Raw genomic sequence first — 13,891 nt, forward strand, 5'->3', positions numbered from 1 at the left:
GTCGGCTCCCGGCCCTCCTGTGGACAGAGCTCGGGGGACCGCGCCGGTGGGCCCCCGGGACCATCGGCCCAGCCGGTGACGGCGGTGACCGTCCCGGCCCGCACGGCGGCGACCACCACGGCCGGTCCGGAGGCGGAACCGTCCCGGAACCCTCCCGCCGGGCTTCTCGACGGCGCCTCGCGATGTCAGTCGCGGGGTCGGCACAGCGATGTCAGCCGCGGCGTCGCGCCGTCACGGGTCAGCCGCGGCGTCGGCGCAGCGCCCTGGAGACGCTCAGGACGAGCGCCACGAGGGCGCCCGCACCGGCCGTCGCCGAGGCCACCACGACGAACGGGTCGGTCGGATCGGCACCGCCGCCCCGGCCCCTTCCGCGCCCGGGCCCCCTGTCCCCGCCCGGACCCCGGTCGTCCCCGTGCGCGCCGCGCTCCGTCCGCGGTACGCCGAGTCCGGCCACAAGGAGTGCGCCGCGCGCGGCCTCCGCGTCGAGTGGTCTCGAATCGGCGCCCGGAAGCCCTCCGGAGTGCGCGGACGTGCCGGGGTGGCCGGCCGCGCGCCCGACGGCCGCGGTGGCCGGGGTGGCGCCCAGGGCGGCCAGAACCGCGGCGAGAGCGACGAGTCGTCGTGTGTGGCGCATCGTGTGTGCTCCCGAGTGGGGGTCGAGGAGAGAAGGAGCGCGTCCGGGGGGCTGCGGTGAGCCATGTTGAGCATCAGGTGTTGTCGGGACTTGGTCAACACGCTTCAATGCGGGGGAACTCGGGGCGTGCACGGCGAAACCACGTGTGAGCAGCACCCGCGCGCCCACCGGGCGGCGCCGACACACCGCTCGAACGGTCTGACCAGCCGGAGTGAACATCCACAGAAAGGCCCCTGCATGCTGCACGGCACACACCACGCGGACGTCGCCACGGCGGAACTGGAAACGGCCCTGCGGGGCGGCCCTTTCCATGTCGCACTGCGCGCCGCGATCACCGCCCGCGGGCTGCCGCTGCAACGCGTCCAGCACCATCTGTCGCGGTACGGCGTCAAGGTCGGGGTGACGAGCCTGAGTTACTGGCAGCAGGGCGCCCGGCGCCCCCAGCGTCCGGAGTCGTTGCGGGCGGTCCGCGCCCTGGAGGAGATCCTCCAGCTCCCCGACGAGTCCCTGATCAGACTGCTGGCCGAGGCCGAGGAACGCTCGGATCCGGAGCGCCCCACAGGGCGTTCGTACCGCTCCCTGGTGGAAGCGTCAGGGGTTCTGGAACGGCTGCTGGCCGAACTGGAGTCCCCGCTCGACGGTGGTCTGCACACAATCGGCCATCACGAACAGGTCCGCATAGGCGCCCGTCGCGAACTGCTGGGCCGCGAATCGCACCACATCGTGCGCGCCCACAAGGATGGTGTGGACCGCTATGTGGCCATCCATCACGGCGATCCCGGATGCGTACCGGAGCGGACGGCGGTCCGGGCTCTGGAGAACTGCCGTACGGGCCGGGTGCGCTGGCACCGCGGCACCGGTGTGCTCGTCGCCGAACTGCTCTTCGACACCCGGCTCCGGGCAGGCGATACGTTCCTCTTCCGCTACGCCTTCGAGGACGGCACGGCCGGGGCGTCCAGTGAGTACGTCCGCGGGTTCGGTTTCGCGGGCGGGCAGTACGCGCTCCAGGTGCACTTCGCCGAGGACGCGCTGCCCGTGCGCTGCCACCGCTTCACCCAGCACTCCGCGGCGGCGCCGCGCAGCGGCCGCCAGGAACTGACGCTGAGCGGCCGGCACCGCTCGGTGCACCTGGTCGAGCCGCGCGTGCGGTCGGGGATCGTGGGGATCGGATGGGACTGGGAGTGACCGGTCGCGCGGGTGCGACCCACGGGCCGGTCCCGACCGCATCCGGGCTCAGGTCCCCGGCCGGCACGTGAGCTCGAACGCCGTACCCGCACTCGGGCTCAGGCGCCCGGCCCGGCGACGATCTTCCCGTCCGTCTCCTCGACGGGCAGTTCGTGGAGCGGCACGGTGGCCGGTGCCCGCAGCACCTTGCCGTTCATGGCGTCGAACTCGCTGCCGTGGCACGGGCATACGAGCGTCGTGCCCCGCAGCTTGTTGATGGCGCACCCGGCGTGGGTGCAGATCGAGCTGAACGCCTTGAGGGAACCGTTCTCTGCGCGGCTGACCACGACGTCATGGTCCTGGTACAGCTGAGCACCACCCTTGGCGACCTCGCTCTGCGCGCCCAGGACGACGGGAGCGGTCGGCGTCGCGGAGGCTCCGCCGCCACTGCCGCCGGAACACGCGGCGAGGCCGAGCCCGGCGACCGGGGTGAGCGCCGCTCCGCGCAGGACGGTACGACGGCTCGCGGACGGACGGCCGGACATGGCAGCTCCACTGGTCGAGGATGCCCGGCGGACACCCCGCCGGGCACGGCAACGCCGAACACGGCGACACCACAAAGGGTTTCGCGGTGTCGCGGACCGACCATACCGGCACAGATCATTCCGCTCGATCCTGGACAGGTCGACGCGACCACAGACGCAGACGCCGACGCGAATCCTGACGCACCGATGGACGTAAACGCTTACGTAAACGCATGCGTAAGCGTTTACGTCTGTGGTCGGATGAGATACGTTCGCCCGCGAGCGACCCGGTCCTAGGCCCGGGGGAGGGAGTGTCATGGCGACGATGGCCGATGTGGCCCGTCGGGCGAACGTGTCCATCGCGACCGTCTCGCACGTCCTCAACGACACCCGCCCGGTGCTGCCCAGGACGCGCCAGGCCGTTCTCGACGCGATCGACGAGCTGGGCTACACGCCCAACAGCCTCGCCCGTTCGCTCGTCACCTCACGCACGCGTTCCATCGGGCTCGCGGTGTCGGCGATCACCAACCCGTACTTCACGGAGATCCTCCAGGGTGTCGAGGCCGGAGCCCTGGAACACGGCTACGGCCTGCTGATCGCCGATCCGCACGACGACCCCGAGCACGAGCGCACCGTGGTCCAACTGCTGCACGAGCGACGCGTGGACGGGATGATCATCGCTCCGTCGGCGACCCCGGACGCGCTCCTGCGGTACCTCGGGCGGCACGACGTACCCACGGTCTTCCTGGACCGGCTGGTGAGCCCTCCCGTCGGGAGCGGTTTCCGCCACGACCAGGTCTGCGCCGAGAACACCGAGCCCATGGCGGCCCTGGTCGCGCACCTCGCCGAGCGGGGGCACCGGCGTATCGGACTGGTCGCGGGCCTGCCCGGACTCAGCACCACGACCGAGCGGATCACCGGCTACCGGCACGGCCTCGCGCACGCCGGACTCCCCTACGACGAACGGCTCGTGGCGCACGGCGACTCCCGGACGGAGACGGCCGAGGAGGCCACTCATCGGCTGTTGTCCCTCGGGGCACCGCCCGGCGCGCTCGTCACCGCCGACAACGCCATGACCATCGGCGCGCTGCGGGCCCTGCGTGAACGGGGCCTGTCCGTGCCCGACGACCTCGCGCTGTGCTGCTTCGACGACTTCTCCTGGGCGGATCTCTTCACACCCCGCCTCACCGTGATCGCCCAGCCCGCCAAGGAGATCGGCGCCACGGCCGTCCACCTGCTCCTGGAACGGCTGGCGTCGCCGCAGTTGGAGAGCCGCACCGTCCGGCTGCCCTCCGCCTTCGTCCACCGCAGTTCGTGCGGCTGTCCCGAGAGCGCCGTACCCCCCGAAAACCACGAGACACCGAGGAAAGGACCCGCATCGTGATCGTCGTCGCCGGTGAGGCCCTGATCGATCTGGTGCCGCAGGGCCCGGGCGCCCTGGCAGGCCTGCTGCCCCGTCCCGGCGGCGGCCCCTACAACACGGCGGTGGCGCTCGGCCGCCTCGGCTCCCCCACCGCCTTCTGCTCCCGCGTGTCACGCGACGCGTTCGGCGAGGCCCTCCTGCGCGGACTCGGCGACGCGGGTGTCGACGTGTCGTCCGTGCAGCGCGGCAGCGAACCGACGACCCTGGCGGTCGCCACGATCGGCACGGACGGCTCGGCCGCTTACTCCTTCTACGTCGACGGCACGGCGGACCGCCTCTTCGCGGCCCCTGACCGACTCCCCCACGGGACGCGGGCGGTGTCCTTCGGCACCTGTTCACTCGTCCTGGAACCGGGCGCGAGCGCGTACGAGGAACTGATGAGCGCCGCCGCCGGGCGAGGAGTTTTCACGGCCCTCGACCCGAACATCCGTGCCGGTCTGATCCCCGACCCGGACGCGTACCGCGCCCGGTTCAAGAGCTGGCTGCCGTCGGTGTCCCTGCTCAAGCTGTCCGAGGAGGACGCCCGGTGGCTGGGCGGCACCCCGCGCGAGTGGCTGGCCGCCGGACCCGCGGCCGTCGTCATCACCCAGGGCGGCGACGGTCTCACCGCGTTCACCCGGGACGGCTCGGTCCACTCCGTACCCGGCGAACCGGTCGACGTCGTGGACACCATCGGCGCCGGCGACACCGTGAACGCGGCCCTGCTGCACGGTCTGGCCGCCCGGAACGCCCTGTCCCCGACCGCACTCGCGCAGCTGGGCCCCACGGGCTGGACCGAACTGCTGCGCCTCGCGGCCCGCGCGGCGGCCGTCACCTGCTCCCGCGCCGGAGCCGAACCCCCGTACGCCCACGAACTCGGCGAACTCGCCGCACCACGCGACGTGTAGGAACGCCCGGCCGCCACACCTCGGTCCTCGAACCGCGACGGGCGGGGCTGCCCCTTGCACAACGGACGGCGCCCCGGAGGGAATTCCCCTGGGGCGCCGTGCGGTGCGCAGTGGCCGGTCCGACGCGTCGGACCGGTCGGGTCAGGCCTTGCGGGCCCGCGTGGTCTTCTTCGCGGGGGTCACCTTCTTGGCGACCGACTTCGTGGCGGTCTTCTTCGCCGCGGCCGCCTTCTTGGTGGCCGTGCTGTCGACGGTCTTCGTGGCCGCCTTCCTCGCCGCCGTCCCCGCCGCGACCGTCTTCTTGGCGGCCGTCTTCCGAGGTGCCTTCACGGGAGCGGCGTCGCTGATCCGGTCGGCGCCGAGGATGTCGCGCAGGAACTTGCCGGTGTGGCTGGCCGGAACGCCGGCGACCTCCTCGGGCGTGCCCTCGGCGATCACGAGACCACCGCCGTTGCCACCCTCGGGGCCCATGTCGATGACCCAGTCCGCGGTCTTGACGACATCGAGGTTGTGCTCGATGACGATGACCGTGTTGCCCTTGTCGACCAGACCGGACAGCACCGTGATGAGCTTGCTGATGTCCTCGAAGTGCAGACCGGTGGTCGGCTCGTCGAGCACGTACACGGTGCGGCCGGTGGAGCGCTTCTGGAGCTCGCTGGCGAGCTTGACGCGCTGTGCCTCACCGCCGGACAGCGTCGGCGCGGACTGGCCGAGCCTGACGTAGCCGAGGCCGACGTCGTTGAGCGTCCTGAGGTGGCGGGCGATCGCCGGGACGGCCTCGAAGAAACCGAGCGCTTCCTCGATCGGCATGTCCAGGACCTCGGAGATGGACTTGCCCTTGTAGTGGACCTCCAGGGTCTCCCGGTTATAGCGCGCCCCGTGGCAGACCTCGCAGGGGACGTACACGTCCGGCAGGAAGTTCATCTCGATCTTGATGGTGCCGTCGCCTGAGCAGTTCTCGCAGCGGCCGCCCTTGACGTTGAAGGAGAAGCGGCCGGGCAGATAGCCCCGCACCTTCGCCTCGGTGGTCTCGGCGAACAGCCTGCGGACGTGGTCGAAGACTCCGGTGTACGTCGCCGGGTTGGACCGGGGCGTACGGCCGATGGGCGACTGGTCGACGTGCACGACCTTGTCGACGAGGTCGTCGCCCTCCACGCGCGTGTGCCGCCCCGGTACGTTCCTCGCGCCGTTCAGTTCGCGGGCCAGGTGCGTGTACAGGATGTCGTTGACCAGCGTCGACTTGCCGGAACCCGATACGCCGGTGACGGCCGTGAGGACGCCCAGCGGGAAGGACACGTCGATGTCCTGGAGGTTGTTCTCGCGGGCGCCGTGCACCGTGAGCCTGCGGCCGGGGTCGGCGGGACGGCGGATGTCCGGGGTCGGGATCTGCCTCGTGCGCGACAGGTACTGGCCGGTGATCGACTCGGGGTTGGCGAGGAGTTCCTTCAAGGGTCCACTGTGCACGACCTTGCCGCCGTGCTCGCCCGCGCCGGGACCGATGTCGACGACCCAGTCGGCGACCTTGATGGTGTCCTCGTCGTGCTCGACGACGATGAGCGTGTTGCCCATGTCGCGGAGGCGGACGAGGGTCTCGATCAGCCGGTGGTTGTCCCGCTGGTGCAGACCGATGGAGGGCTCGTCGAGGACGTACAGAACGCCGACGAGTCCGGAGCCGATCTGGGTGGCCAGGCGGATGCGCTGGGCCTCACCGCCGGAGAGGGTACCGGCCGCCCGGTTCAGCGACAGGTAGTCGAGGCCGACGTCGACCAGGAAGCGCAGTCTTTCGTTGACCTCCTTCAGGACGCGCTCGGCGATCTTCTTGTCGCGCGCGTTGAGCTTCAGCTTCCCCAGGAAGTCCGCGCAGTCGCTGATGGACATGGCCGCGACCTCGGCGATCGACTTCTCCATGACCGTGACCGCGAGGACGAGCGGCTTGAGGCGCGTGCCCTGACAGGTGGGGCAGGGCACCTCGCGCATGTAGCCCTCGAAGCGCTCACGGCTGGCGTCGCTCTCGGACTCACTGTGCCGCCGCTTGACGAAGGGGACGGCCCCTTCGAAGGGCGTGGTGTACACACGCTCGCGTCCGTACCGGTTGCGGTAGCGGACCTCGATCTGTGTCTTGTGGCCGTAGAGCAGTGCCTTCTTGGCGCGCTGCGGCAGCCCGGCGAAGGGGATGTCGGTCCGGAAGCCCAGCGCGTCCGCGAGGGCGCCGATCAGCCGGCCGAAGTAGTCCTTGGTGTGCCCGTGCGACCAGGCGTGGATGGCGCCCTCGTCGAGCGACTTGTCCTCGTCCGGGACGATCAGCTCGGGGTCGACCTCCATGCGGGTGCCGATACCGGTGCACTCGGGGCAGGCGCCGAAGGGCGAGTTGAAGGAGAAGGAGCGCGGCTCCAGCTCCTCGAAGGACAGATCGTCGTACGGGCAGTACAGGTGCTCCGAGTACATGCGCTCGCGCTCGGGGTCGTCCTCGGGGAGGTCGACGAAGTCGAGTACGACCATGCCGCCGGAGAGGCCGAGGGCGGTCTCCACGGAGTCGGTGAGACGGCGCTTGGCGGAGTCCTTCACCGTGAGGCGGTCGATGACCACCTCGATGGTGTGCTTCTCCTGCTTCTTCAGTGTCGGCGGCTCGGTGAGCTGGATCGTCTCGCCGTCGACCCGGGCACGGCTGTACCCCTTGGTCTGGAGGTCGGCGAAGAGGTCGACGAACTCTCCCTTGCGCTCACGCACCAGCGGCGACAGGACCTGGAAGCGGCTCCCCTCCGGGAGCTCCAGAACCTTGTCGACGATGGCCTGCGGCGACTGGCGGGAGATGGGACGGCGGCACTCGGGACAGTGCGGCTTGCCGATGCGCGCGAAGAGCAGCCGGAGGTAGTCGTAGACCTCCGTGATGGTGCCGACCGTCGAGCGCGGGTTGCGCGAGGTCGACTTCTGGTCGATGGAGACAGCCGGGGAGAGACCTTCGATGAAGTCCACATCCGGCTTGTCCATCTGGCCGAGGAACTGCCGGGCGTACGAGGACAGGGACTCCACGTAGCGCCGCTGGCCCTCGGCGAAGATCGTGTCGAAGGCGAGGGAGGACTTGCCCGACCCCGACAAGCCCGTGAAGACGATGAGCGAGTCGCGCGGGAGGTCGAGCGAGACATTCTTGAGATTGTGCTCGCGCGCTCCACGGACGATGAGACGGTCGGCCACGCCGGTCCGCACCTTTCTTGAGAGAAGTGACAGGGGCCGCAGGCCCCCGTCTTCTCAGACTAGGGGGAGCCACTGACAGCGCCGGTTGCTTTCCCTGGTTCACAACAATCCCGGACCATCCAGCATGCCCGACGCCACCGCCGAGCCTATAGCACGCACATTCGATTTGCGGGGGTGGTGGACCGCCTTCACCCGAACGTGTGGCGGAGCTAGGGTCGACCTCATGATGGATCATGTGCGCGACCTGGCGTCTGTACGTGACGCGACCGAGCGGCTGCTCACCGCAGCCGCCGAACTGGACAACGCCGCAGTGGCCGAGCCGTCACGGCTTCCGGGCTGGAGCCGTGGGCATGTGCTCGCCCACCTGGCCCGCAACGCGGACGCCCTGGTGAACGTTCTGGAGGGGCGCCCCATGTACGCCTCCGCGAACACCCGGGACGCCGACATCGAGCGGGACGCGCCGCGTCCGCTGGACGCACAGCTCGCCGACCTGCGCGAGAGCGCTGCCCGCTTCGAGGAGACCGGAGCCGCTCCCGCTGACTGGTCCCGCACGGTGGAGCTGCGCAACGGGGTCACGGACTCCGCCGCCCGGGTCCCGTTCCGGCGGTGGGTCGAGGTCGACCTGCACCATGTGGATCTGGGAATCGGATACGAGCTCGAGGATCTTCCGGAGGAGTTCGTGACCCGGGAGATCGACTTTCTCGCGGAGCGGTTCGGCGGCCACAAGGACGTGCCGTCCACGGCGCTGGACACGGGTGACGGCCGGGTGTGGACCACCGGCGGGGGCGCCGCGGGCGGACCGATCGCGGTCCGGGGCCCGTCGGCCGATCTGCTCGGCTGGCTCTGCGGCCGCCGCGACGGCACCGGCCTGACGGTTCGCGGCGGCCCGCTTCCGGCCCTCCCCCCGCTATAGGCTGCCGTCATGACGTACAGCGGAGCGGTGACGGTCGGCGGTCCCGCCGACGTGCACGAGCTGCAGAACCTGATGATCTCCAAGGTCGCGGTCGGCCCGATGGACAACAACGCGTATCTGCTGCGCTGCCGGGCAACCGACGAGCAGCTCCTGATCGACGCGGCGAACGACGCCTCGACGCTGCTCACCCTGATCGGTGACGACGGCATCGCGTCCGTCGTGACCACGCATCAGCACGGTGACCACTGGCAGGCGCTCGCCGAGGTCGTCGCCGCGACGGGCGCGCGCACCTACGCGGGCCGGGACGACGCGGACGGCATCCCGGTGCCGACCGACATCCCTCTCCGGGACGGCGACACGGTCAAGGTGGGGAACGTGGAACTCACCGCGCGCCACCTGGTCGGGCACACGCCGGGCTCGATCGCCCTCGTCTACGACGACCCGCACGGCCACCCTCACGTGTTCACGGGCGACTGCCTCTTCCCCGGCGGGGTGGGCAACACGCGCAAGGACCCGGAGGCCTTCGCCAGCCTCATCCACGACGTCGAGACGAGGATCTTCGACGTACTGCCGGACGAGACGTGGGTCTACCCCGGCCACGGCAACGACACGACGCTGGGCGCCGAGCGCCCGCATCTGCCGGAGTGGCACGCGCGCGGGTGGTGAACGCGAGCGCAAGGCGGCACGCGGGGCTCAACTCCTCGCGTGCGCGCCCGGCGCGCGGCAAGAACGCGCGCCCCGTGTGAAGCAACTCCTGTCCAGGGTGTTCACAGGACTGCAACACCCGTTCCCACCATGCGGACAATTGTTGCCGTGACCTGGACAAACAGCAGGGTTCGCTGTCACTCTCCCGCCATGCATCTCGCCCAACACGCCCTGCGCCGCGCCGCGTCCGCCAGCACTGTCGCCCTGCTCGCCCTCGCCGTGGGCTGTGCCCCGCAGCCGGAGGAGAAGGCGTCCGGCAAGGCGTCGGGGAGCACCGCCGCGACCTGCGCCAAGGGCTCGTTGAGCACGCAGACCACGGGCAAGCTCACCATCGCGACCGACGAGCCCGCGTACGAGCCATGGTTCAAGGACGACAAGCCCGCCAACGGCAAGGGCTTCGAGTCCGCGGTGGCGTACGCCGTGGCACGGCAGCTCGGCTACGCCGAGGGTCAGGTCGTCTGGCAGAGCGTGCCCTTCAACAAGGCCTTCGCGCCCGGTGCGAAGACCTTCGACTTCGACATCAACCAGGTGTCGATCAGTGCCGAGCGCAAGAAGGCCGTGGACTTCTCGTCCGGCTACTACGACGTGCGCCAGGCCGTCATCGCGCTGAAGGGCTCCAAGGCCGCGAAGGCGAAGAGCCTCGCGGACCTCAAGGGCCTGAAGCTGGGCGCCCAGGTCGGCACCACCAGCCTGAACTACATCGACGACGTGGTGAAGCCGGCCCAGCAGCCGGCCGCGTACGCGAAGAACGACCAGGCCAAGTCGGCGCTGAAGAACGGCCAGGTGGACGCCATCGTCACCGACCTGCCGACCGCCTTCTACATCACGGCCGCCGAGGTGACCGACGCGAGGATCGTCGGACAGTTCGAGAACCAGGGCGGTACACCCGAGCAGTTCGGGCTCGTCCTCGACAAGGGCAGCGCGCTGACCTCCTGCGTGACGAAGGCCGTGGACGCCCTGCGCGCGGACGGCACGCTGGCGAAGATCGAGAAGCAGTGGCTGTCCGAGGCCGTCGACGCCCCGGTGCTCAAGTGACGGAGATGACGGAGGAGTCGGGAGAGGACACCGCCGAGGGCGACATGCACGGCGGGGGCGAGGTGTACGCCCCCTCCCGGCGGAGGATCGAGCGCGAGCGCCATCGGCGCGCCCGGGCCCGCCGTTCGGCGGCCGTCGCGGCGCTCTCCACGCTCGCCACGGCCGTGGTGCTGTACCTCGTCGTCGTCGACGCGCCGGGCTGGCCGCGCACGAAGGAGACGTTCTTCGACGCGTCCTTCGCGCGTGAGGCCTTCCCTAAGGTCCTCGAAGGCCTCTGGCTGAACCTCCGGTTGTTCGTCGTGTGCGGTGTCGTGGTGCTGGTGCTCGGCACACTGATAGCCGTGGCGCGCACCCTGCGGGGCCCGATGTACTGGCCGGTGCGCGCCCTCGCCACGGCGTACACGGACTTCTTCCGCGGTCTGCCGCTGATCATCTGTCTGTCGATCGTCGTGTTCGGCGTCCCGGCGCTCCAGTTGCAGGGCGTCACCAACGACCCCGTCCTGCTCGGCGGCACGGGCCTGGTCCTGACCTACTCGGCGTACGTCGCCGAAGTCGTCCGCGCCGGCATCGAATCCGTCCATCCCTCGCAACGGGCCGCGGCACGTTCGCTGGGCCTCACCACGCGACAGACCCTGCGCCATGTGGTGCTGCCGCAAGCCGTACGCCGTCAGGTGCCACCGCTCCTCAACGACATGGTGTCCCTGCAGAAGGACACCAGCCTCGTCTCCATCGGCGGCGCGGTGGAGGCGATGCGCTCCGCGGACATCATCGTGGGCCGCAGCCTCAACTACACGGCGTACATCGTCGCGGCGCTGCTCTTCGTCGCGCTGACCATCCCCATGACGCGCTTCACCGACTGGGTCACCGCCCGTATGGACCGGCGCCGCAGCCAGGGAGGCATCGTATGAGCAAGGCCCCCGTCCCCGGCGGACCGATGTTGCGGATGGAGTCCGTCCGCAAGACCTTCGGCGACTCGGTCGTGCTGCGGGACGTCGGTCTGGAGGTCGCCCCGCACACCGTGACCACGCTGATCGGCGCCTCCGGATCCGGCAAGTCCACGCTGCTGCGCTGCGCCAACCTCCTGGAGGAGATCGACGACGGCGCGATCTGGCTGGACGGCGAGGAGATCACCGACCCGCGGGCCGATCAGGACGCCGTACGCCGTCGGATCGGAGTCGTCTTCCAGGCGTACAACCTCTTTCCGCACATGACCGTCCTGGAGAACATCACCCTCGCGCCGAGACGGGTGCACGGCGTGAGCCGCGCGGAGGCCGAGGAACACGCGCGTGAGCTGCTCGAACGGCTCGGGCTCGGTGCCAAGGCGGGCGAGTACCCGGACCGGTTGAGCGGTGGCCAGCAGCAACGGGCCGCGATCGTCCGGGCCTTGGCCGTGCGCCCCAAGCTGCTCCTCCTGGACGAGATCACCGCCGCCCTGGACCCCGAACTCGTGGGCGAGGTCCTCAGCGTCGTCCGCGATGTGAAGGAGGACGGCATGACCATGGTCCTGGCCACGCACGAGATGGGCTTCGCCCGTGAGGTCGCGGACCAGGTCTGCTTCCTGGACGGCGGCGTGATCCTTGAGCGCGGCACGGCCGAGCAGGTCTTCGGCGACCCACAGCAGGAGCGCACACGACGCTTCCTCAAGCGGATCGTGGAGGCCGGACGCCTCTGACCTCAGGCGTCCGCGGCCTGAGGCGTCCGCGGCCTGAGGCGTCCGTACGTCAGGCGCCGTGCCCTCAGGCGTCCGCGGCCTCTGGCGGACGCCTCCGCGGTCAGGTGTCCGCGCGTCCCGTCCCCGCGAGCGCCGCCACCCGCTCCACCGCGAACGCGTACCCCTGCACGCCGCAGCCCGCGATGACCCCGTCGGCACGCAGCGAGACATACGAGTGGTGCCGGAACTCCTCCCGCTGGTGGATGTTGGAGATGTGGACCTCCACCACCGGAAGTCCGTCACAGGTGTTGAGCGCATCAAGGATGGCGACGGAGGTGTGCGAGTAGGCGGCCGGGTTGATCACGATCCCCGCATGGTTCAGACGGGCCTCGTGGATCCAGTCCACCAGCTCGCCCTCGTGGTTGGACTGCCGGAAATCCACCGTGCCACCGTGCGCGGCCGCAGCCTTGGCACACAGCGCCTCCACGTCCGCGAGCGTGTCGGAGCCGTAGATCTCCGGCTGCCGCTGCCCGAGGAGGTTCAGGTTGGGCCCGTTGAGAATCATGATCGGGGCGTTGGCGAGGGTGCGGGGCACGTTTCCTCCGGTCCTTCGGGTCTGCCGGCCCGTCAAGGACCGCTGCTCGGACCCGGTTTATCACGATGCACCGAAAGGGTGACGGCTCGTAGGCTCTCTCCATGACGGCGCCCGCGTACCCTCCCAAGCCCGTACCCGGCGACAGGGTGGCGGTGATCTCGCCGTCCAGCGGACTGCCCGGCCGCTTCCCGCTCCCGTACGAACTGGGCCTGGAGCGGCTGCGCAAGGACTTCGGCCTGGAACCGGTCGAGTACCCGGCGACCCGGAAGACTGGTTCGACTCCCCGGGAGCGGGCCGACGACCTCCACGCGGCGTTCGCCGATCCGACGGTCAAGGCGGTCATCGCGTCCATCGGGGGCGACGACCAGATCACCGTGCTGCCGCTGCTGGACCGCGCGTTGATCCGGGCGAACCCGAAGCCGTTCTTCGGATACAGCGACAATACGAACTTCCTCGTCCACCTGTGGAACGCCGGGATCGTCGGCTATCACGGCGCGACGGTGATGTGCGAGCTCGGCCGACCGGGCGCCATGGACCCGCTGACCGCGGAGTCGCTGCGGGCGGCCCTGTTCACGTCAGGGCCGTACGAACTGCGTCCCGCCGACCGGTTCCGCGATGTCGACGTGCCCTGGGACGCGCCGGAGAGTTTCGCGGCCGAGCCGCGGACCGAGCCGGGCACCGGCTGGACCTGGCTCCGCCCGGACCGGGTGGTCGAGGGCCGCTCCTGGGGCGGCAACATCGAGATCCTGTCGTGGTTGCTGATGGCCGACCGCGAGATCGCCCGCGATCCTTCCGTGTACGACGGTCATGTGCTGTTCCTGGAGACCTCGGAGGACATGCCCGGGGCCGACGAGGTGTTCTGGATCCTGCGCAGCATGGGCGAGCGCGGCCTGCTGCGACGCTTTCCGGGACTCCTCATGGGCCGCCCGAAGGCATGGTCGTTCGAGCGGCCCCTCGATCCGCAGGCCAGGGCTCGTTACGCGCGTGACCAGCGCGAAGCGGTCCTCCGGGCCGTCGACACATATGCCCCGGACATGATGGTCGTCTTCGATGTGGACCTCGGTCACACCGATCCGCAGGTCGTCATCCCCTATGGAGGGATGGTCCGCGTCGACGGCCCGGCCCGGCGCATCACCGTCACCTACTGACGCACGCCGCGCTCCCGTGC

Annotated in this window: 13 protein-coding genes; 9 read left to right on the top strand and 4 right to left on the bottom strand. The window is 70.2% G+C overall.

Annotation, left to right across the window (positions count from 1 at the left end; translation table 11 throughout):
* Positions 1-238 precede the first annotated feature (238 nt).
* Positions 239-634 (bottom strand): hypothetical protein, encoded by a 396-nt coding sequence (locus tag ACIQRL_RS00950; RefSeq protein ID WP_401325271.1) that lies wholly within the window; start codon positions 632-634, stop codon positions 239-241.
* Between the two features lie 237 nt (positions 635-871).
* On the opposite strand from ACIQRL_RS00950, the gene ACIQRL_RS00955 reads away from it, so the two are divergent.
* Positions 872-1,819 carry a hypothetical protein gene (locus tag ACIQRL_RS00955; RefSeq protein ID WP_401325274.1) on the top strand — a complete coding sequence of 316 codons (948 nt, stop codon included), beginning with the start codon at positions 872-874 and terminating at the stop codon, positions 1,817-1,819.
* A 98-nt stretch (positions 1,820-1,917) separates the two neighbouring features.
* On the opposite strand, the gene ACIQRL_RS00960 is transcribed toward ACIQRL_RS00955, so the two are convergent.
* Complete coding sequence (locus ACIQRL_RS00960; RefSeq protein WP_401325276.1) at positions 1,918-2,343, bottom strand: Rieske (2Fe-2S) protein; 426 nt, start codon at positions 2,341-2,343, stop codon at positions 1,918-1,920.
* A gap of 295 nt (positions 2,344-2,638) precedes the next feature.
* Between ACIQRL_RS00960 and ACIQRL_RS00965 the strand changes: the two genes are divergently transcribed.
* Positions 2,639-3,706 carry a LacI family DNA-binding transcriptional regulator gene (locus tag ACIQRL_RS00965; protein WP_401325278.1) on the top strand — a complete coding sequence of 356 codons (1,068 nt, stop codon included), beginning with the start codon at positions 2,639-2,641 and terminating at the stop codon, positions 3,704-3,706.
* Positions 3,703-4,632 carry a carbohydrate kinase gene (locus tag ACIQRL_RS00970; RefSeq protein ID WP_401325279.1) on the top strand — a complete coding sequence of 310 codons (930 nt, stop codon included), beginning with the start codon at positions 3,703-3,705 and terminating at the stop codon, positions 4,630-4,632. Before ACIQRL_RS00965 ends, ACIQRL_RS00970 begins: the two co-directional genes overlap by 4 nt.
* A gap of 141 nt (positions 4,633-4,773) precedes the next feature.
* Here ACIQRL_RS00970 and uvrA read toward each other — a convergent pair whose 3' ends face one another.
* Positions 4,774-7,824 (bottom strand): excinuclease ABC subunit UvrA, encoded by a 3,051-nt coding sequence (gene uvrA, locus ACIQRL_RS00975; protein ID WP_401325282.1) that lies wholly within the window; start codon positions 7,822-7,824, stop codon positions 4,774-4,776.
* A gap of 223 nt (positions 7,825-8,047) precedes the next feature.
* Here uvrA and ACIQRL_RS00980 point away from each other — a divergent pair, with 223 nt between their 5' ends.
* From ACIQRL_RS00980 to ACIQRL_RS01000, 5 genes are all read left to right on the top strand, one after another.
* Positions 8,048-8,737: a maleylpyruvate isomerase family mycothiol-dependent enzyme gene (locus ACIQRL_RS00980; protein ID WP_401325285.1), complete on the top strand. Its 690-nt coding sequence runs from the start codon at positions 8,048-8,050 to the stop codon at positions 8,735-8,737.
* Between the two features lie 9 nt (positions 8,738-8,746).
* A complete protein-coding gene (locus ACIQRL_RS00985) occupies positions 8,747-9,403 on the top strand; it encodes an MBL fold metallo-hydrolase (RefSeq protein ID WP_401325287.1) in 657 nt (218 codons plus the stop codon).
* A gap of 189 nt (positions 9,404-9,592) precedes the next feature.
* Positions 9,593-10,477, top strand: a complete 885-nt coding sequence (locus ACIQRL_RS00990; RefSeq protein ID WP_401325290.1) for an ABC transporter substrate-binding protein — start codon at positions 9,593-9,595, stop codon at positions 10,475-10,477.
* Positions 10,478-10,482: 5 nt separating this feature from the next.
* A complete protein-coding gene (locus ACIQRL_RS00995; RefSeq protein ID WP_401327979.1) occupies positions 10,483-11,385 on the top strand; it encodes an amino acid ABC transporter permease in 903 nt (300 codons plus the stop codon).
* A complete protein-coding gene (locus ACIQRL_RS01000; protein WP_401325293.1) occupies positions 11,382-12,149 on the top strand; it encodes an amino acid ABC transporter ATP-binding protein in 768 nt (255 codons plus the stop codon). Before ACIQRL_RS00995 ends, ACIQRL_RS01000 begins: the two co-directional genes overlap by 4 nt.
* A gap of 100 nt (positions 12,150-12,249) precedes the next feature.
* On the opposite strand, the gene aroQ is transcribed toward ACIQRL_RS01000, so the two are convergent.
* Complete coding sequence (gene aroQ / locus ACIQRL_RS01005) at positions 12,250-12,723, bottom strand: type II 3-dehydroquinate dehydratase (RefSeq protein ID WP_401325296.1); 474 nt, start codon at positions 12,721-12,723, stop codon at positions 12,250-12,252.
* A 101-nt stretch (positions 12,724-12,824) separates the two neighbouring features.
* Here aroQ and ACIQRL_RS01010 point away from each other — a divergent pair, with 101 nt between their 5' ends.
* On the top strand, positions 12,825-13,871 hold the full coding sequence (locus ACIQRL_RS01010; RefSeq protein WP_401325299.1) for a S66 peptidase family protein: 1,047 nt from the start codon (positions 12,825-12,827) through the stop codon (positions 13,869-13,871).
* Positions 13,872-13,891: the final 20 nt, after the last annotated feature.

Origin of the sequence: Streptomyces sp. NPDC091209 (assembly GCF_044757755.1) — a bacterium.
Taxonomy (GTDB): domain Bacteria; phylum Actinomycetota; class Actinomycetes; order Streptomycetales; family Streptomycetaceae; genus Streptomyces.

Excerpts from the sequence above, each read along its gene's own strand:
- ACIQRL_RS00950 (WP_401325271.1), bottom strand. The coding sequence starts at position 634 with ATGCGCCACACACGACGACTCGTCGCTCTCGCCGCGGTTCTGGCCGCC.
- ACIQRL_RS00955 (WP_401325274.1), top strand. The coding sequence starts at position 872 with ATGCTGCACGGCACACACCACGCGGACGTCGCCACGGCGGAACTGGAA.
- ACIQRL_RS00960 (WP_401325276.1), bottom strand. The coding sequence starts at position 2,343 with ATGTCCGGCCGTCCGTCCGCGAGCCGTCGTACCGTCCTGCGCGGAGCG.
- ACIQRL_RS00965 (WP_401325278.1), top strand. The coding sequence starts at position 2,639 with ATGGCGACGATGGCCGATGTGGCCCGTCGGGCGAACGTGTCCATCGCG.
- ACIQRL_RS00980 (WP_401325285.1), top strand. The coding sequence starts at position 8,048 with ATGATGGATCATGTGCGCGACCTGGCGTCTGTACGTGACGCGACCGAG.
- ACIQRL_RS00985 (WP_401325287.1), top strand. The coding sequence starts at position 8,747 with ATGACGTACAGCGGAGCGGTGACGGTCGGCGGTCCCGCCGACGTGCAC.
- ACIQRL_RS00990 (WP_401325290.1), top strand. The coding sequence starts at position 9,593 with ATGCATCTCGCCCAACACGCCCTGCGCCGCGCCGCGTCCGCCAGCACT.
- ACIQRL_RS00995 (WP_401327979.1), top strand. The coding sequence starts at position 10,483 with ATGACGGAGGAGTCGGGAGAGGACACCGCCGAGGGCGACATGCACGGC.
- ACIQRL_RS01000 (WP_401325293.1), top strand. The coding sequence starts at position 11,382 with ATGAGCAAGGCCCCCGTCCCCGGCGGACCGATGTTGCGGATGGAGTCC.
- ACIQRL_RS01010 (WP_401325299.1), top strand. The coding sequence starts at position 12,825 with ATGACGGCGCCCGCGTACCCTCCCAAGCCCGTACCCGGCGACAGGGTG.